The organism is Veillonella parvula, from assembly GCF_001553335.1.
Lineage (GTDB): Bacteria > Bacillota > Negativicutes > Veillonellales > Veillonellaceae > Veillonella > Veillonella parvula_S.
In genome coordinates, this window is record NZ_KQ960794.1 from 1 (window position 1) to 20,083 (window position 20,083).

At 40.7% G+C, this 20,083-nt stretch carries 13 protein-coding genes; 2 read left to right on the forward strand and 11 right to left on the reverse strand.

Annotation, left to right across the window (positions count from 1 at the left end; genetic code table 11):
* Nucleotides 1–83 precede the first annotated feature (83 nt).
* From fusA to HMPREF1865_RS06110, 4 genes are all read right to left on the reverse strand, one after another.
* Nucleotides 84–2,159, reverse strand: a complete 2,076-nt coding sequence (gene fusA, locus HMPREF1865_RS06095; RefSeq protein WP_004693557.1) for an elongation factor G — start codon at nucleotides 2,157–2,159, stop codon at nucleotides 84–86.
* A 15-nt stretch (nucleotides 2,160–2,174) separates the two neighbouring features.
* Nucleotides 2,175–2,645, reverse strand: coding sequence for a 30S ribosomal protein S7 (gene rpsG, locus HMPREF1865_RS06100; RefSeq protein WP_004693556.1), 471 nt, complete (start codon nucleotides 2,643–2,645; stop codon nucleotides 2,175–2,177).
* Between the two features lie 52 nt (nucleotides 2,646–2,697).
* Nucleotides 2,698–3,072 carry a 30S ribosomal protein S12 gene (gene rpsL / locus HMPREF1865_RS06105; RefSeq protein ID WP_004693554.1) on the reverse strand — a complete coding sequence of 125 codons (375 nt, stop codon included), beginning with the start codon at nucleotides 3,070–3,072 and terminating at the stop codon, nucleotides 2,698–2,700.
* Between the two features lie 76 nt (nucleotides 3,073–3,148).
* Nucleotides 3,149–3,394, reverse strand: coding sequence for a L7Ae/L30e/S12e/Gadd45 family ribosomal protein (locus tag HMPREF1865_RS06110; protein WP_060919550.1), 246 nt, complete (start codon nucleotides 3,392–3,394; stop codon nucleotides 3,149–3,151).
* 355 nt (nucleotides 3,395–3,749) lie between these two features.
* On the opposite strand from HMPREF1865_RS06110, the gene HMPREF1865_RS06115 reads away from it, so the two are divergent.
* Entirely contained in the window at nucleotides 3,750–5,771 is a 2,022-nt protein-coding gene (locus tag HMPREF1865_RS06115) for a BCCT family transporter (protein WP_060919551.1), read from the forward strand.
* 140 nt (nucleotides 5,772–5,911) lie between these two features.
* Here HMPREF1865_RS06115 and rpoC read toward each other — a convergent pair whose 3' ends face one another.
* From rpoC to HMPREF1865_RS06130, 3 genes are all read right to left on the reverse strand, one after another.
* Entirely contained in the window at nucleotides 5,912–10,114 is a 4,203-nt protein-coding gene (rpoC, locus tag HMPREF1865_RS06120) for a DNA-directed RNA polymerase subunit beta' (protein WP_004693548.1), read from the reverse strand.
* Between the two features lie 29 nt (nucleotides 10,115–10,143).
* Nucleotides 10,144–14,304, reverse strand: coding sequence for a DNA-directed RNA polymerase subunit beta (gene rpoB / locus HMPREF1865_RS06125; RefSeq protein ID WP_060919552.1), 4,161 nt, complete (start codon nucleotides 14,302–14,304; stop codon nucleotides 10,144–10,146).
* 330 nt (nucleotides 14,305–14,634) lie between these two features.
* A complete protein-coding gene (locus HMPREF1865_RS06130) occupies nucleotides 14,635–16,050 on the reverse strand; it encodes an aspartate ammonia-lyase (RefSeq protein WP_004693544.1) in 1,416 nt (471 codons plus the stop codon).
* A gap of 283 nt (nucleotides 16,051–16,333) precedes the next feature.
* Here HMPREF1865_RS06130 and HMPREF1865_RS06135 point away from each other — a divergent pair, with 283 nt between their 5' ends.
* On the forward strand, nucleotides 16,334–17,974 hold the full coding sequence (locus HMPREF1865_RS06135; protein WP_060919553.1) for an ArnT family glycosyltransferase: 1,641 nt from the start codon (nucleotides 16,334–16,336) through the stop codon (nucleotides 17,972–17,974).
* Between the two features lie 42 nt (nucleotides 17,975–18,016).
* Here the strand turns inward: HMPREF1865_RS06135 and rplL are convergent, their stop codons facing one another.
* The 4 genes from rplL to HMPREF1865_RS06155 all read right to left on the reverse strand — a co-directional run.
* Complete coding sequence (gene rplL, locus HMPREF1865_RS06140) at nucleotides 18,017–18,385, reverse strand: 50S ribosomal protein L7/L12 (protein WP_004693540.1); 369 nt, start codon at nucleotides 18,383–18,385, stop codon at nucleotides 18,017–18,019.
* 70 nt (nucleotides 18,386–18,455) lie between these two features.
* On the reverse strand, nucleotides 18,456–18,953 hold the full coding sequence (gene rplJ / locus HMPREF1865_RS06145) for a 50S ribosomal protein L10 (RefSeq protein ID WP_004693539.1): 498 nt from the start codon (nucleotides 18,951–18,953) through the stop codon (nucleotides 18,456–18,458).
* 175 nt (nucleotides 18,954–19,128) lie between these two features.
* Complete coding sequence (gene rplA, locus HMPREF1865_RS06150; RefSeq protein WP_004693536.1) at nucleotides 19,129–19,839, reverse strand: 50S ribosomal protein L1; 711 nt, start codon at nucleotides 19,837–19,839, stop codon at nucleotides 19,129–19,131.
* A gap of 76 nt (nucleotides 19,840–19,915) precedes the next feature.
* Nucleotides 19,916–20,083, reverse strand: a 168-nt coding sequence (locus HMPREF1865_RS06155; protein WP_462218734.1) for an uL11 family ribosomal protein, incomplete at its 5' end; no start/stop codon positions are given.

Sequence of the window (20,083 nt, forward strand, 5' to 3'; positions counted from 1 at the left end):
CGGTTTCGTACGTTCAAATTTTTCTTTTGCCATTTTAAATTATCCTCCGAGGAAAATAGTAATTCTATTAATCTAATATGAGATTAACCGTTTTTCTTTGCTTGAATTTCTTCAGCAATTTTCTTAGGAACTTCTTCGTAATGATCGAATGTCATGGAGTAGTTACCACGGCCTTGCGTTTTGGAACGAAGGTCAGTTGCGTAACCGAACATTTCGCTCAATGGAACATATGCTTTGATATGTTGGGAACCATTACGAGCTTCCATGCCGTCCATGCGACCACGACGAGAGTTCAAGTCACCGATAACGTCGCCCATATATTCTTCAGGAACGTCTACTTCTACAGCCATGTATGGTTCAAGCAATGCAGGATCTGCTTTGCGAGCACCTTCTTTGAAACCCATAGAACCAGCAATTTTGAAGGCCATTTCGTTGGAGTCAACGTCATGGTAGGAACCATCAAATACGATAACTTTAACATCAACCATAGGGTACCCAGCGATAACACCGGATTCCATAGCTTCTTTAACACCGCTTTCAACAGGTCCGATGTATTCACGAGGAATCGCACCACCTACAACCTTGTTTTCAAACTCGAAGCCAGCACCTGGTTCTTGAGGAATCAATTCCAACCAGCAGTGACCATATTGACCACGACCACCAGATTGACGTACGAATTTACCTTCAGCCTTAACAGCTTTACGGATAGTTTCGCGGTATGCTACTTGAGGTTTACCTACGTTACAATCTACTTTGAATTCACGGTTCATACGGTCAACGATGATATCCAAGTGAAGTTCGCCCATACCGGAGATAATAGTTTGACCTGTTTCTTCATCAGTACGAACTTTGAAAGTAGGATCTTCTTCTGCCAAACGAGCAAGAGCTGTACCCATTTTTTCTTGGTCAGCTTTTGTTTTAGGTTCAACAGCAACGGAGATAACTGGTTCAGGGAATTCCATGGACTCAAGAATTACAGGGGATTTTTCATCACACAATGTGTCGCCTGTAGTAGTATCCTTTAAGCCAACCGCCGCAGCGATGTCACCAGAATATACGCGTTCGATTTCTTTACGGGAGTTAGCGTGCATTTGAAGAATACGACCGATACGTTCTTTTTTACCTTTAGTGGAGTTGAAAACGTAAGAACCGGACTCCAATGTACCGGAGTACACACGGAAGAACGCTAATTTACCAACATAAGGGTCAGCCATGATTTTGAATGCCAATGCGGAGAATGGCTCTTCGTCGGAAGAAGGACGAGTTGTTTCTTCTTCAGTACCAGGAACAACACCTTTAATAGGTGGGATGTCGATTGGAGCTGGCATGTAATCGATAACAGCATCCAATAACATTTGAACACCTTTATTTTTATAGGAAGAACCACAAAGAACTGGGAATAATTGGTTAGCAATAACAGCTTTACGCAATGCCGCTTTCAATTCTTCCACAGAAATTTCTTCGCCTTCCAAATATTTCATCATGATATCATCATCTGTTTCAGCGATAGCATCGATCATCATTTCGCGACGAGCTTCTGCTACTTCTTGATATTCAGCAGGGATATCAGTGATTTCATATTCTTTACCGTCATCGGATTTATAAATTTCCGCTTTCATAGTCATCAAGTCAATGATGCCTTCGAAAGTATCTTCAGCACCGATTGGTACTTGGATAGCTACGGAATTTGCACCCAAACGAGCTTTCATCATGTCAACTACGTTGAAGAAGTCAGCACCTACAGTATCCATCTTATTTACATAAGCGATACGAGGTACGCCGTAGTTAGAAGCCTGACGCCATACTGTTTCGGATTGAGGTTCAACGCCACCTTTAGCACTGAACACCGCAACAGAACCGTCAAGTACACGTAGAGAACGTTCTACTTCTACAGTAAAGTCAACGTGACCAGGAGTATCGATGATATTGATACGATGTTCTTTCCATTGACAAGTTGTTGCAGCAGAAGTGATTGTGATACCACGTTCTTGCTCTTGCTCCATCCAGTCCATCGTAGCAGCGCCTTCATGTACTTCGCCGATCTTGTGAACGATACCTGTATAGTAGAGGATACGTTCTGTAGTTGTTGTTTTACCAGCATCGATGTGAGCCATGATACCGATATTACGAGTTTTTGCTAAGGAAAACTCTCTTGCCACAGTTGTCACCTCTTATTACCAACGATAATGAGCAAACGCTTTATTAGCTTCTGCCATTTTATGAGTATCTTCTTTTTTCTTGATTGCAGCGCCTGCATTGTTGAAAGCGTCCATCAATTCGCCTGCCAAACGTTCTTTCATAGTGCGTTCACCACGAAGACGAGCATAATTTACAACCCAACGAATACCGAGGGTTTGACGGCGATCAGCACGAACTTCAACTGGCACTTGATAGTTCGCACCACCGATACGGCGAGCACGTACTTCAAGTACAGGCATAACATTTTTCAATGCTTGATCAAAAACTTCCATTGGGTCTTGACCCATTTTGGAACGAATAATTTCGAATGCATCATATACGATAGTTTCAGCAATGCCTTTTTTACCATCGTACATAACTTTGTTAATGAAACGTGTTACTAATTTGCTGTTGTACACCGGATCTGGAAGTACATCACGTTTCGGAACAGGGCCTTTTCTTGGCATGTTCAATTCCTCCTTTATAATGATGTGTGTTAATTTCGTTTAATGGCTAAAATTATTTTTTAGCTTTTTTCGCGCCGTATTTGGAACGACTTTGCATACGATTTTGTACGCCAGCTGTATCCAATGCACCACGAACGATGTGATAACGCACACCTGGAAGGTCTTTTACACGACCGCCTCTGATAAGTACAACACTGTGTTCTTGTAAATTGTGACCAATGCCTGGGATGTAAGCAGTTACTTCAATAGCGTTTGTCAAACGTACACGGGCAACTTTACGAAGCGCGGAGTTTGGTTTCTTTGGAGTAGCTGTGTACACACGAGTACATACACCACGTTTTTGTGGAGATTCTTGAAGGGCAGGAGCTGTAGATTTTTTAGTCAAACTCATGCGGCCTTTGCGTACTAGCTGATTAATTGTTGGCATTTGGGCACCTCCTTTCCAAATTTGAGATTTATAATTGATCCGTCATAACAAAATGTTACATCGGATATTACCAAGATTAACGTAGGACGCCTACAGCTGTGGCCCGCACCTTAATGCGACACGCACGACCGAGATCATCCATGGTGTGCTCGTCATTCACAGGTATTCCCTGTTCTTCACAAGCAATCCGTAAAGGCTGTACCACACGTTCATCACTATCACAACCCAGGAACACGTACTTCACAGCACCTTTAGCAATTTGTTTCAACGTTTGCTTGGCACCGATTGTTTTGTTCACCGACTTCAGATGGGCAATGTCCATTGTACTAATTCTCCTTACGAAATTATGCCCATTAGGCATACCTCGCCTAAAGCACTATGTAAGTATATCAATTACATCAGTCCATGTCAAACAATTTCCAATGTCACACACCGCTCTACAGCTGCATTTTATATGTACACTCATCCGTGTGTTTCATTCAATCTTAAATTATAAATGAAGAGTGATTTTTTATTCATATATCATTATTTTTATGTATAAATAATCATTCTATGCATTCACTATTATTTTTTCTTTTACCAATTATGCAAAATTAATATAAACACCATTTTATTATGATATAAATTAATACAGAACAAATATTTGTATTTATAAGTTACTAAAGAAAGGAGATTATATGATTAAACTCATTAAACGTTATTCAAACTTTAATCCCCCTGTAATTATAGGTAGCTTGTCTATCGTCTTAGGGCTGAGCTTATGTGCCCTTCTGATTCCGCAAATTTCTCAAACGATCCTCCAAGGGGTTCGTGATATTATATTTGAAGATTTCAGCTGGTTTTATGTTTTATTCATAAGTCTCTTCTTTATCTTCAATATCTTTCTTGCACTTAGTTCGCTAGGGGACATCAAACTTGGTAGCGACGATGAAGAAGCGGAATTCTCTTATACAGCTTGGCTCGCCATGTTATTTGCGGCAGGTACTGGTGTAGGTCTCATGTTCTTCGGTACTGCTGAACCGCTCTCACATTATCACTCCGCTGTAGGCTTAGTCGATGGTGCTCCTAGCGCCAAGGAAGCGTTATTCCGCTCCATCTTCCACTGGGGCATCAATGCATGGACGGTATACGGAATTATGGCTTTAGCATTAGCGTATTTTGGTTTTCGCTATAAGTTGCCTTTATCACTACGTTCATGTTTCTATCCGCTGTGGAAGGATAAGATCAATGGCCCACGAGGGCACATTATCGATATCATCGCACTTTGTGTAACTTTATTAGGTATCGTAACCACCTTAGGATTTGGTGCGGCCCAACTAGGTGCAGGGTTCCTATATATTGATATCATCTCCACTAATGACTTTTCCGCCCAAACGGTCATCATTATCATCATTATGTCCATTGCCGTTCTATCTGCTGTTACAGGTATTGATAAAGGCGTTAAGCTGCTCAGCGAAATTAATATATCTGTTGCATTAGTCTTAATGCTTTTTGTACTCTGTGCAGGTCCTACATTACTCCTATTAAATACAATGGTAGAAAACTTTGGATACTATCTATCACATATTTTAGGGCAAAGCTTCTATACATCTATCTATACACCAGAAACCCGTCCATGGTTCTTCAGCTGGACCATACTATTCTGGGCTTGGTGGTTATCTTGGGCACCATTTGTGGGCATGTTCATTGCGCGTATTTCAAAAGGTAGGACTATTCGAGAGTTCATCTTTGGGGTACTCATTATTCCAACTGTTTTTACTATCGTTTGGTTTACTATCTTTGGTAATACTGCAATTTATATCGATGAAACAGTAGCAAACGGTGCACTCGGTGCATTAACCGATAAACCAGAACAACTACTCTTTGCATTCCTTGAATATTTACCATTATCCAGTTTAACTAGTCTTCTATCAATTATCGTATTAGCATTATTTTTTATCACATCTGCCGATTCAGGCATTTATGTGTTAAATAATATTGCGGCCTATGATAAATCCACTTCATCTCCAAAGTGGCAATGCTTAATGTGGGGCTCTGTAATGTCCTTTCTTGCCATCAGTTTGCTCAGCATTGGTGGGCTTAATGTACTACAATCGGTAACGCTCATTCTCGCCTTACCATTTGCAGCCTTGATGGTTATCATGTGCTACAGCTTATGGCAAGGATTATTAACAGATACGCAATACTTTAACACAAAACTTTCAACCACATCCATCTACTGGGACAGCAAGAACTGGAAACAAGGTCTTGCCAAAATACTCAACCAAACGCAATCGGAAGATGTTATTTCCTTTATGAAAACAACAGCATTGCCTGCTATGTATCAGCTCAATAAAGAATTAACCGAAGAGTACGGATTAACTACGAGAATTGACAAACATTTCAATGGTAACGACGCCTCCGTAGAGTTAACCATCGAAAAAGAATCAATGCGCAACTTTACCTATGGCATCAAACTCGTTACGCAAGAGGTATCGGATCATCTCATCGAAGATCCTAACATTCCTCACATTACTGAAAGTACCAACGCAATTCCTATGACATATTTCAGTGACGGACGCGCCGGATACGATGCGCAGTATATGACACGGGAGGATATCATTACCGATATCATTCGTCAGTACGAACGATATCTTACTTTATCGGATGACGTCGGTTATGACATCATGTCTCATGACGCGGAAGAAGCAGCTGAGTAGTTTTTATAGCTCAAAAATCGATATATGCCTATAACAAAAGGGTGCACCCCGCAGGTGCACCCTTTTTTATTCTGTCGCACAGTATCAATAATGCAACAAGTCTATACAATTAATATAGCCTAACGGCCGCTCCGAAGCAATTAATCTTCAGACATAACCTCTTCCGTAATATCAATGATTTCAGGTGTATTTTTTACAACTTCAATCTTACGGTAACGACTCATGCCTGTACCAGCAGGAATCAACTTACCGATAATTACGTTTTCTTTCAAGCCCAATAATGGATCGATTTTACCCTTGATAGCAGCGTCGGTAAGAACACGTGTTGTTTCTTGGAAGGACGCAGCGGACAAGAAGGAGTCCGTTGCCAAAGCGGCTTTCGTAATACCCAATAGCGTGCGTTTGCCTGTAGCATTTTCACGACCATTGAGGGTAAGACGACGGTTTTCTTCGTCAAAGGTATTAACGTCCACCATATCCCCTGGAAGCATATCCGCATCGCCAGCTGTTTCAATTTTAACTTTATGAAGCATTTGACGAACGATAACTTCGATATGTTTATCGTTAATTTCTACACCTTGGGATTTGTATACTTTTTGTACTTCGTATACGAGGTAACGTTGAGTTGCTTCAGTACCCATGACACGCATAATGTCATGAGGATTGATGGAGCCTTCTGTCAAACGAGCGCCCAAGGATACCACGTCACCGTCTTTAACGATAATGCGGGAGCCGTAAGGAATGAGGTAATCAAGTTCAATACCATCTTCACCAGTAATAAAGATAGTGTTCGTACCTTTCTTACCTTCATTAGGCACAACGCGAACTGTACCTTCGTTTTCGGCAATGATAGCATTACGTTTTGGTTTACGAGCTTCGAACAATTCTTCGACACGTGGCAAACCTTGTGTAATATCGTCACCTGCGACACCACCAGTATGGAACGTACGCATTGTCAACTGAGTACCAGGTTCACCGATGGATTGTGCTGCAATGATACCTACAGCTTCACCAACTTGAACTTGGTTGCCAGTTCCTAGATCACGACCATAGCACTTACGACATACGCCATATGGGCTACGACAAGTCAATACGGAACGGATTTTTACTGTTTCATAGTGTTTTACAACTTCATCAGCTAACGCCTCTGTGATTTCACCATTAAGAGGAACGATAACTTCGCCAGTTTCCTTGTTAACTAATTCTTCAGCTGCAATACGACCTACAATACGGTCTTTTAATGGCTCGATAACACCAGTACCTTCAACGATAGCTTCCACTTCAATACCGTGGATTTCATTGTTCCGTACTTGTACTTCTTTTACATCGGAGTTAAGGATAGCTTCGATGCCTTCTTCTGTAAGACGTGTATCAGCTGGGAAGATTTCTACACCTTCGCTGTCAACGATTGCTTGTACAGTATCCTTGTTCAACATATTTTGAACCATAGTTTCTTTCAATGTTGCACGGATACTATCGTCGCTTTCACCAAGAATAATTTTTTGAACCAAGTTAGTATGATTAATATCGCTATCAGAGCCCAAGTGTGCACCGCGCAATGCGATAGATGTAACACCAGCTTCAGCAATATCTGCCAAGCATTGTTCATCCAAGATAGTTTCAGCTGGTACAACAAGTTCCCCTGTTTCAGCATTCACAACATCTTTATCTAAAACGCGACCAATAAGTTTATCTTTAAGCAATTCTAATGCTTGACGTGGGGATGTAGCCAAGCGAGCACGTTCTCGAACGAGATCGATACCTACAACGTCACAATCGTCCTCACGAACGATTACGTCTTGAGATACGTCAACGAGACGACGTGTCAAGTAACCAGAGTCAGCTGTACGAAGCGCTGTATCGGCCAAACCTTTACGAGCACCATGAGAGGATGTAAAGTAATCCAATACAGTCAAGCCTTCTTTAAAGTTTGCTTTAATTGGCAAGTCAATGATTCGACCAGATGGATCGGCCATCAAACCACGCATACCAGCAAGCTGACGAATCTGTTGTTTATTACCACGGGCACCAGAGATAGCCATCATGTAAACAGGGTTAAAGCCGTCTTTATCGCACGCCATATTATCCATCATCGCATCGGTAACATCTTCTGTTGCCTTTGTCCATAATTGGATAGTTTTACGATAACGTTCTTCTTCTGTAATAAGACCACGACGGTACATACGAGATACTTTTTCTACCTCTTGTTCCGCTGTATCTAACAAACTAGTTTTAACTTCTGGTACTTTAATATCAGCAATAGCTACCGTCATACCTGCGCGACGAGCGAAGGAGTAACCCAAGGACTTGATGCGGTCCAATAGTTCTGCTGTTTTTTCATTACCAAACAATTGGAAACATTGATCAACCAATTTACCAACTGTTTTCTTATCCATAACCTTACCTAAAGAGTAAGTGCCATCTTCACGTTTCTCGTATTGCCACAATTCTGGGAATAAAGCATTGTTGAAGATCAAGCGACCTGCTGTTGTTTCTACACGGCCATGATCAGGTAAACGGATATAAAGAATATCTTGCAAACCAATGATATGAGACTCATAGGCAAGCATAACTTCATCATAGGTAGCAAATGTTTTTGCTTTATCACGAGTATCTTCGCGTACAACTGTTAGGTAGTATGTACCTAAGATCATATCTTGAGAAGGTACTGCTACTGGCTTGCCGTCCTTAGTAGACAAAATATTATGGCTAGAAAGCATCAATGTACGAGCTTCCGCTTGTGCTTCTACGGACAATGGTAAGTGACACGCCATTTGGTCACCGTCAAAGTCGGCATTGAAGGCTGTACATACTAATGGATGCAATTTGATAGCACGACCTTCCCAAAGGATTGGTTCGAAGGCTTGGATACCAAGTCTATGCAATGTAGGGGCACGGTTCAAGAGAACTGGATGTTCTTTAATTACCTCTTCCAAGGATTCCCACACGCCAGGGCCAATTCTTTCAACTTGGCGTTTAGCAGCCTTGATGTTGGATGCTTGACCGCGTTCTACCAAACGTTTCATAACGAATGGTTTGAACAATTCTAATGCCATCTCTTTTGGCAAACCACATTGGTGCATTTTAAGTTCAGGACCTACTACGATTACGGAACGACCGGAGTAGTCAACACGTTTACCGAGCAAGTTTTGACGGAAACGACCTTGTTTACCTTTAAGCATGTCGGACAAGGATTTCAATGGGCGGTTACCAGGACCTGTAACAGGACGACCGCGACGACCATTATCAATCAATGCATCAACCGCTTCTTGAAGCATGCGTTTTTCGTTGCGCACGATGATATCAGGAGCACCCAAGTCGAGTAAACGTTTCAAACGGTTGTTACGGTTGATAACACGACGGTATAAATCGTTGAGGTCAGATGTAGCAAAACGGCCACCATCTAATTGGACCATAGGACGCAATTCAGGTGGGATTACAGGAACGATGTCCATAATCATCCATTCTGGACGGTTCCCAGATTGACGGAATGCTTCTACTACTTCCAAACGACGAACTGCACGGATTTTACGTTGACCACTAGCAGTGTTCAACTCTTCGCGCAATTCGGCATTCAATGCTTCAAGATCAAGTTCTGATAAGAGAGCTTTTACCGCTTCAGCACCCATGTCGATACATGCGAAGAGAACCTCTTCAGCAGCGCCTAACTCATAGCGTTCTTCGCGAGTTAATTCTTCGTATTCCTTATCAGCTTCTGGTATTGTTGCATCATCACGAAGAGCCGCATTATAGCGCTCTTTGCGTTGTGCTTCACGAACAATAGCTAAACGTTCATTACGTTGAGCCACTGTTTCGATTACGACGGATTTACCACCGATAGTATAACCGTCTTCATTAAATTGAGCTTCGTATTCGCGGTATTCTTGCTCGGACAACAATTGACGTTTTGTCAATGGTGTACCAGCTGGATCTACTACGATGTAGGAAGCAAAGTATAATACGCGTTCCAAAGAACGTGGTGATATGTCAAGGATAAGACCCATACGGGATGGGATTCCTTTGAAGTACCAAATGTGAGATACAGGAGTAGCCAATTGAATATGGCCCATACGTTCACGACGTACTTTCGCACGGGTAACCTCTACACCACATTTGTCGCAGACTACGCCCTTATGGCGGATGCGTTTATATTTGCCGCAGTGACATTCCCAGTCCTTTGTTGGTCCAAAAATGCGTTCACAGAATAGACCATCACGTTCTGGCTTCAACGTACGGTAGTTAATTGTTTCAGGTTTCTTAACTTCCCCATGAGACCAGGATAAAATCTGCTCTGGAGAGGCTAAACCGATTCGCATGGAATCGAATTCATTTACGTCTAGCACTACTATCGCTCCCTTCCTTATAGATAGTTTTAGTCTTCATCGTTAGAGGAGTCGCCCATTGGGTACGCCAATTGGCTAAGGATATCATCTTCACCGCCATTATCAGCTGGTAAGTCTTCCTCTTCCTCTACTTCTGGTTCTACTACAGTTACTTCATCAGTTTCTACAGCACTGCCTTCCATAACTTCTTCAATACCAGTTTCTACCACCTCATCTTCGTCCTCAAGTTCTTTCATAACAACTTCTTCTTGATCTTCGTTCAAGATTTTTACATCGAGACCGATACTTTGAAGTTCTTTAAGCAATACCTTGAAGGACTCAGGTACACCTGGTTCAGGGATGTTTTCGCCTTTAACGATTTTTTCGTATGCTTTCACACGACCAACAACGTCGTCAGACTTAACAGTTAATAGCTCTTGAAGGGTATAGGCTGCGCCATATGCTTCTAGAGCCCAAACTTCCATTTCCCCGAAACGTTGGCCACCGAACTGAGCTTTACCGCCCAAAGGTTGTTGTGTAACAAGGGAGTACGGACCTGTAGAACGAGCATGGATTTTGTCATCAACCAAATGATGGAGTTTAAGCATGTAAACGTAACCAACAGTAACGCGGTTATCCATCGGTTCACCAGTACGACCATCATATAGAACAGTTTTACCATCATCAGGACGACCTGCAATCGCCAATGTTTCGAATACGTCCTTTTCGTGAGCACCATCAAATACAGGTGTAGCAATATGAATACCTGCTACATCTGGTTTTGGCATGCCATATTTGTCAAAATCATAGCCAAGGCTTTCCAACTCTTTGCGAATTTCAACGCGTTTTTCTTCAGCAGAGTGAATGTTGTTAAGAGTATTCTTGACTTTGCTAATTGCCTCTAATTCTTCTACAAGCGCAGGATCCATTTCAGGAGCCTCTTCTTCAGAATCAAAGAATTCTACATGAAGTGCATTGTATTTAGCTTCAATAGCTTTAAGCTCTTGGTAACGAGCTTCGCCACCCATAGCATCCAATTTCTTTTGCGCTGCTGCTTCTACATGTTTTAAAATTTTAGTTTTCAAAGCAATGATTTGCTCATTTTCTTCGAAATGATTTACCGTAACATCTTCCGCAACTTTCGCTTCCAATACCTCAATTTGAGCATAAAGGTCGCGGATTGCATCGATTTGTTCCCAGTAAGATGCATCAGTACGGGCTTCTTTCAACACGTTTTGAATGTGAAGGTCTGTAGCTTTGATTTTCATACCTAAGCCTTGAACAGCCCACCCCAAATGAGTTTCAAGAACCTGACCGATGTTCATACGAGAAGGTACGCCCAATGGGTTCAATACGATTTGTACTGGAGTACCATCTGGAAGGAATGGCATATCTTCTTTTCTCATAACACGAGAAACGACACCTTTGTTACCATGACGGCCCGCCATTTTATCGCCTTCATGAATCTTACGTTTTTGAGCGATATATACGCGAACAAGTTTATTTACGCCTGGTTGTAATTCGTCGCCATTTTCACGGGTGAAGACTTTTACATCTACAACTTTACCAGATTCGCCATGAGGCACGCGCAAAGAAGTATCGCGAACTTCACGTTCTTTGTCACCAAAAATAGCACGCAACAAACGTTCTTCTGGAGTAAGCTCAGTTTCACCTTTTGGAGTAGCTTTACCTACAAGGATATCGCCAGGATGTACTTCTGCACCAATGCAGATAATACCATCTTCGTCTAAGTTTTTAAGTGTGTCGTCACCTGTATTAGGCAACTCACGAGTAATTTCTTCAGCACCTAATTTGGTATCACGAGCATCACATTCGTATTCTTCAATATGAATGGATGTATAGATATCTTCTTTGCAGAGTTCTTCACTAAGCAAGATAGCATCTTCGTAGTTATAACCTTCCCAAGGCATGAACGCTACAAGAACGTTATAACCTAATGCCAATTCGCCGCCATCTGTAGCAGGACCATCAGCCAATACTTGGCCTTTTACAACATGGTCCCCACGATTGACGATTGGTTTTTGGTTAAAGCACGTGGATTGATTAGAACGAAGGAATTTATTCAAATGGTATGTATCAACACGACCATCGCTATCACGAAGAACGTGGATTTCATTACCCCAACAACGTACAACTTTACCTGCTTCACGCGCCAATACGCAAACACCAGAGTCAGTAGCTGCTGTATATTCCATACCTGTACCAACAAGTGGTGCTTGAGCGCGCAAAAGTGGTACCGCTTGACGTTGCATGTTCGCGCCCATCAAGGCACGGTTAGCATCGTCATTTTCAAGGAATGGAATCATAGCTGTACCAATAGATACAACTTCTTTTGGACTAACGTCCATATAATCAACCTTATCTGGTGTAACTTCCAATACATCATGACCACGACGACAAGCAACATGTTCAGTTGTGAAGTACCCCTCTGCATCAAGCGGAGAGTTTGCTTGGGCAATTGTCATGCCTTCTTCTTCATCAGCGGTCATGTATACTACGCTATCAGATACGCGCACTTTAACAACTTTATCAGCATCCTTGCCTTTACCATACACTTTTTCTACTTTACGGTATGGTGCTTCGATGAAGCCAAATTCGTTTACCTTTGCATAGTTGGACAAGGAGTTAATCAAGCCAATGTTTGGACCTTCTGGAGTTTCAATAGGACACATACGACCATAGTGAGAATGATGCACGTCACGAACTTCGAAACCTGCACGCTCACGAGACAAGCCGCCAGGGCCAAGGGCAGAAAGACGACGTTTGTGAGTCAATTCTGCCAATGGGTTTGTTTGGTCCATGAACTGAGACAATTGAGAAGAACCAAAGAATTCTTTGATAGCTGCCACTACAGGGCGAATATTGATCAACGCTTGAGGTGTAATGGATTCAGTTTCTTGAATGGTCATGCGCTCACGAACAACACGTTCCATACGAGTTAAACCGATACGGAATTGGTTTTGCAACAATTCGCCTACGCAACGAAGGCGACGGTTACCCAAGTGGTCGATATCATCTGTATGACCTGCACCATCCATAAGGTTGAGCAAGTAAGAAATGTTAGCGATCATGTCTTCACGTGTTACTGTACGGTGATCATATGGTAAGTTGCAGTTATTACAGATAACTTTAGACTCTACACCATCATTATTTACGATATAGAATTCAGCAAAACCTTCACCATCGAAAACATGGCTATTAGCAACGATATCAAGTTGTTCTTCCCCAACTTGTACGCCTGCATCAAGGATAATTTCGCCAGTTTCTGGATCTACAATTGGTTGAGCCAATGTTTGACCCAACATACGTTGGCGCCAGCCAAGTTTTTTGTTCAATTTATAACGACCAACGCGCGCTAAGTCATAACGGCGTGCATCGAAGAACAAGTTATCGAACAAGTTGCGAGCAGACTCTACAGTAGGAGGCTCACCTGGACGTAATTTTTTATAGATTTCAACCAATGCTTCATCAGCAGATTGAGTTGTATCTTTTTCTAATGTACGAACGATGCGTTCATCATATACTGGTAAACCATCCTCATCAGTTTTACCATTCCAGAAGAGGTCGAGGATACTTTCATTCGTATCCCAACCTAATGCACGTACCAATACAGTAGCTGGTAATTTACGGTTACGGTCAATACGAACAGCTACCACTTCACTAGCATCTGTTTCAAGTTCAATCCATGCACCACGGTTAGGAATAACTGTGGAATCATACAAACGGTTACCCATTGTATCGATTTCTTTATTGTAGTAAACGCCTGGAGAACGTACTAATTGGGATACGATAACACGTTCTGCACCATTGATGATGAAAGTACCTGTATCTGTCATCAATGGGAAATCGCCCATGAATACTTCTTGTTCTTTAATGTCCATATTTTCTGGATCATTATTTACCAAGCGAATATTTACACGAAGTGGTGCTGCGTAAGTAGCATCACGGTTTTTACATTCATTAATATCATACTTAGGTTCACCTAAGCTGAAACCTTCAAAAGAAAGTACTAGATTACCTGAATTGTCTTTAATCGGAGAAATATCGTTGAAAATATTTTGTAAACCACTCTCCAAGAACCACTCATACGATTTACGTTGAATGTCCAATAAATGCGGCATCTTGATAACTTCGTTAATTTTAGCGTACGTATAACGAGTTCGTTTGCCTACCTGTTCAGGTTTGAACATATTTGCTTTCACCCCTATCAAAACACACTGGTCTACCATTTTCTATAACGGCATGAAAAAGACATCTTACAGGTCTCAGTTTTCCTGCTCGGGCAACGTCAAATAAAGCAAGGTCCATTTCATTTTTAAAATAACCTTGCTTCCCATTAACCAAGCACAACCTTGGAAGAAAACCTCATCACTATTTGTGTTATAGTTTTTACATCCAAAAGCAGAAAACGCTACTTTTGCAATATATAATTCTATCAGTATTAAAAAAGACTGTCAACCAAAAGGGTTGACAGTCTTTTATTTTCATGCTTTATTCATGTATCAAAAGAGAACCATAAATTAGTTGCCTTTTTGTTTTAAAAGATTCGCACCAGCGATACCAGGGCGAGTCATTTCTTTAGGAGAAAGAATATGATTAATTTCATCCTCAGTCAATAAACCTTGATCCAAGATGATATCGCGAATAGCTCGACCTGTTTCATACGCTTCTTTCGCCAATGCAGAAGCTGTTTCATAGCCAAGATGTGGCAACAATGCTGTTACGATACCAACGGAACGATTCAACCAGTACTCGCATTGTTCACGGTCTACTTCAAGATCAACAAGCAATTTATCAACGAATGTATTTACACCGTTTTTGAGGTAGCAAAGGTTATTGAACAAGTTGTATGCCAATACAGGTTCCATAACATTTAACTCGAATTGACCATTTTCTACAGCTAATGTAATAGTAAGGTCATTACCGATAACTTGGTAACACACTTGATTCAATACTTCAGCGATAACAGGATTTACTTTTCCTGGCATGATAGAGGAGCCTGGTTGACGGGCAGGCAATTTTAATTCACCAATGCCACAGCGAGGGCCAGATGCCATTAAGCGGAAATCATTTGCCATCTTAATCAACACAAGTGCAGTTACCTTCAAACCGCTAGAAATATCAGCAAATACATCTGTATTGTTTGTGGCATCGATTAAGTTCTCCGCAGTGTAGAACGGTTCGCCTACTACTTCGCTTAATTCGTACGCTACATCATGAATATAATTAGGTTCAGCATTAAGGCCTGTACCAACTGCAGTGGCCCCCATGTTAATTACATGTGCACCTTCAACGGCAGATTTAATACGTTTAATACCACGACGAATACCAGATGCGTAAGCACCCATCTCTTGTCCCAATGTAATAGGCACCGCATCTTGTAAATGAGTACGCCCCATTTTTAAAATTTCACTATATTCTTCAGCTTTTTTCTCAAGCTCATCAACAAGACGTTGCAAAGCTTCAAGTAAAGGTTTAGTTTTTAAAATTGCACAAACCTTGATTGCTGTTGGGAACGCATCATTCGTAGATTGCGCCATATTACAATGGTTGTTAGGACTTACAATATCATAGCTACCTTTTGGATGACCTAAAATTTCACAAGCACGATTTGCCAATACTTCGTTCATGTTCATATTTACAGAAGTACCAGCACCGCCTTGAATAGGATCAACAGGAAATTGGTCAGCAAATTCACCTGCAATAACTTCATCAGCGGCTTGAACAATCGCTTTACCGATAGATACATTGAGACGACCTGTTTTCATATTAGCTAAAGCAGATGCTTTTTTTACCATCGCTAGAGCTTTAATAAAATCTTGGTCTAAATGTTTCCCTGTAATATGGAAGTTTTCTAAGGCACGAATCGTTTGCACACCATAATATAACTCATCCGCTACTTCTAATTCACCTAGGAAATCATGTTCTTTTCTCATAATAGATCCTCTTTCCACTATTTCATATATTAGATGATAGTTTAATGAAACGGTTTTATCTTATGCGCTCATTATAGCATGTATTTTGTATACATAAAAGTTATTTCATGTATTCCGAATAAACAATATTCTATACAATATATTATTTCATAAATAATTATTTTTTTGTAATTATCTCCATATTATCTCCATATTTATAAAGGCTCTGTTTTTATCTTTGATTGGTTTAAATATTACACGCCCTATAGTACAATAATATAAACTATGTAAGTAAGGAGTAACTATGATTAACAATCACATGCTGCGCATAGGTGCGCTCTTTTTATTAACCGTTTTGAGCTACGGCTTTTATAATGCCTATTTGCCAATCACTGATCCGGTGGAGTCCAATTATGTTCTCTCCGCCATCACCATGCTAAAACATAACTCATGGATATCCCCCATGATATACGATCACGTATGGTATGATAAACCACCGCTCACCTATTGGGCACTTATGATTACGTACAAACTATTTGGCATATCTGACTTTACATCTCGTATACCAAATACACTTGTTGCGGGAGCTAGTGTGGCCCTAATGTATCATATAACTTACCGCATGTCTAAAAGCACCTTTGCCGGTGTACTTTGTGCGATTTTATTAATGAGTACACTACAGTTTTGGTACATATCTCATGCAGTTATAACCGATGGATTTTTATTTTTCTTCACCTTAGCTATATTTGGCTATAGTTATTTAGCATTTACCAACAATGACAAGTCAGCTATGGTGAAAGCTTACATTGCTGCGGCCTTAGCTGTAATTACCAAAGGACCTATAGGCATCATCTTACCTGGTCTAATATTACTTATTTATGTATGTGCACGCTACGCAATCCATAGAAAGGATGAAATCTATCAACTTTCAAAGGATATAAAATTACTATTTAATCCCTTCGGACTATTAGTCTTTATAGCGATAGCTAGCCCTTGGTATATTGCTATGTATTCCATACACGGTGAGCAGTTTATTTCCGGATTCTTGGGTCTACACAATGTAGATCGAGCCCTTGTATCTGAGCATCCTAAATTTGATGTATGGTATTACTATCTATTAATTGTGCCCCTTTCACTATTACCATGGACACCTGTAATAGTCTATCATTTAAAAGATATTAACTGGAAAGATGATTTTGATCTATTAGGTATTATATGGTTTATAGTTATAGTACTCTTCTACTCTCTAGTAGCTACCAAGTATCTAACCTACACATTACCTGCCATTATCCCTTGTATAATATGGGCGGCCGTAAAAATTTGTGAATTAGTTACTGACAAAGAAACCGGTGAATTTACTCAATCATTCAAAAAGTTTAATTATTTAATTACCCTACCACTAGGTATTTACTACATGATTTTTACATTTGCTACAGCTTTTGATCAAAGTCTTGATAATAAACCATTAATCGTTGGTTCCTTTATTATAGTATGTATAATTTTAATCGGTCGATACTACATAACATCATTTTTCAAACTAGCAATATATGCTTTAGTTCCACTAATTACGTTGTACTCAGTTATTACGATTACAGTACCACCAATATTGTTTAATCAGTCTGGTTTACAGTTCAAAGCATTCATCGAAGATACATCAAAACCAATATATGTATATGGCAGTTACTATACTTCCATTGTATATTACATGGACACTACACCTACCCAAGTTTTCGTAGATACAACTGATGATTCTATATGGACCGAAGGCAAAACATTAATGCCTACAATAACTAAAGAAACATTTTTAAGTAATACATCAAATAATCGCGGTGCCTATGTCATCGTTCCTAAAAAATATGATAAGGATTTCTCTAATACATTACCGTATCCAAAAGCCAAATTAGTTAACAAAACAAAACTCGCATCAATTTATAAACTCCAATAGAAAAAGGCGTACCCATAGGGTACGCCTTTAATATAGCTAGAATTATTTCAATTCTACGGATGCGCCAGCTTCTTCTAATTGAGCTTTCAAAGCTTCAGCAGCTTCAGCAGCTACGCCTTCTTTTACAGGTGCAGGAGCGCCGTCAACGATAGCTTTAGCTTCTTTCAAGCCAAGACCAGTTGCTTCACGAACAACTTTAATTACGTTGATTTTAGATGCGCCAGCATCTTTCAAGATTACGTCGAAGGAATCTTTAGCAGCGCCGCCTTCAGCACCACCAGCAGCTGCTACAGCTACAGGAGCTGCTGCAGTTACGCCAAATTCTTCTTCGATTGCTTTTACAAGATCATTAAGTTCAAGGATTGTTGCTTCTTTCAATTCAGCAACGATGTTTTCAATGTTCAATGCCATTTTAGATTTCCTCCATAAATTAGTTTATAGTGCCAGCCTCAAGCGGCCAACGAATACTTTGCAAAAAATATTATTCTGCAGGTTTTGCTTCTGCAACAGCTTTGACAGCGTATGCAACATTGCGAACAGGAGCTTGCAATACGGAAAGCAACATGGAAAGCATACCTTCGCGATTTGGAAGAGATGCAATTGCTTTAATGCCTGCAGCGTCCATAACTTCGCCTTCAACGATACCAGCTTTAACTGTTACAACTTCTTTTTCAGTTGCTTTGATGAATTGTTCGATTACACGAGCAGGTGCAACAGCATCATCTTTAGAAGTAGCCAACGCAGTTGGGCCTTCTAAATGCTCAGCGAAACCTTCAAGATTCAATTCGTTTGCAGCGATACGAGTCAAAGTATTTTTGATTACTTTGTATTCAACACCTTCAGCCAACATTTTGCGACGAAGATCAGTTGCTTGCGCAACAGTTAAACCAGAGTAACCAATCAATACAGCACCTTTTGCTTCAGAAAGAGTTTCTTTCATTTGAGCAACAATTGCTTTTTTTGATTCAGTGACAGCCATTAGATTACCTCCTTGTAGATTTTTTTGGTGCTCTATGTACTATCTTAGCGTAAAAACGACCCCATCGCACGCGATGAGGTCGTAACTAGTCCTAGGTTGTTCTAGTGTCAGCCTCAGCGGGCGGATTTTCATCCATTATACATACCAGCCGTCTACAGCTAAGAGACATATATAATTATTGCTCTTTGGAAACAGTGCTCAATTTGAACACGTTCAAAGGTACACCAGGGCCCATTGTAGCGGACAAGGTTACAGATTTAATGTATTGACCTTTAGCTGCTACAGGTTTAGCCTTGATAATAGTATCAACGATTGTACGGTAGTTGTCAAGTAATTTTTCTTCATCGAAAGATGCTTTACCGATAGAGCAAGAGATAATACCTGCTTTATCAGTACGATATTCGATTTTACCAGCTTTGATTTCGTTTACTGCACGAGCAACGTCTGGAGTTACTGTACCAACTTTAGGGTTTGGCATCAAGCCTTTAGGGCCCAAAATTTTACCAAGACGGCCAACTTGACCCATCATGTCTGGTGTAGCAACTACTACGTCGAAGTCACTCCAACCACCTTGGATTTTAGCTACTAACTCTTCAGAACCTACGAAATCTGCACCAGCTTCTTCAGCTGCCTTAATATTGTCGCCTTTTGCGAATACAAGAACGCGTTTAGTTTTGCCAGTACCATGAGGCAATACTACTGCACCACGAACTTGTTGATCAGCGTATTTAGGGTCGACATTCAAGTTGAAAGCAATTTCAACTGTTTCATCGAAATTTGCAGTTGCAGTTTTCTTAACCAACTCAATTGCTTCTACTGGTTCGTAGAATTTACCAGCTTCAATAAGTTTTACTGCTTCAGCGTATTTCTTACCTACTTTTGCCATTATAATATCCTCCTTATGTGGTCAAACGGGAATTCCCTCCCACCGATTTGCGCCTTATGCGCAAGTCGTACGCTTATTAGTCAACGATTTCAATGCCCATGCTGCGAGCAGTACCTTCCACCATGCGCATACCTTGTTCTACGGTATTAGCATTCAAGTCAGGCATTTTCAATTCAGCAATTTCACGAACTTTATCGCGACCTACTTTTGCTACTTTATCACGGTTAGGTACACCAGAACCTTT

Coding starts and splice junctions, on each gene's coding strand:
- rpsG (WP_004693556.1), bottom strand. CDS start 2,645: ATGCCAAGAAAAGGCCCTGTTCCGAAACGTGATGTACTTCCAGATCCG.
- rpsL (WP_004693554.1), bottom strand. CDS start 3,072: ATGCCAACAATTAATCAGCTAGTACGCAAAGGCCGCATGAGTTTGACT.
- HMPREF1865_RS06110 (WP_060919550.1), bottom strand. CDS start 3,394: ATGGACATTGCCCATCTGAAGTCGGTGAACAAAACAATCGGTGCCAAG.
- HMPREF1865_RS06115 (WP_060919551.1), top strand. CDS start 3,750: ATGATTAAACTCATTAAACGTTATTCAAACTTTAATCCCCCTGTAATT.
- rpoB (WP_060919552.1), bottom strand. CDS start 14,304: ATGTTCAAACCTGAACAGGTAGGCAAACGAACTCGTTATACGTACGCT.
- HMPREF1865_RS06130 (WP_004693544.1), bottom strand. CDS start 16,050: ATGAGAAAAGAACATGATTTCCTAGGTGAATTAGAAGTAGCGGATGAG.
- HMPREF1865_RS06135 (WP_060919553.1), top strand. CDS start 16,334: ATGATTAACAATCACATGCTGCGCATAGGTGCGCTCTTTTTATTAACC.
- rplL (WP_004693540.1), bottom strand. CDS start 18,385: ATGGCATTGAACATTGAAAACATCGTTGCTGAATTGAAAGAAGCAACA.
- rplJ (WP_004693539.1), bottom strand. CDS start 18,953: ATGGCTGTCACTGAATCAAAAAAAGCAATTGTTGCTCAAATGAAAGAA.
- rplA (WP_004693536.1), bottom strand. CDS start 19,839: ATGGCAAAAGTAGGTAAGAAATACGCTGAAGCAGTAAAACTTATTGAA.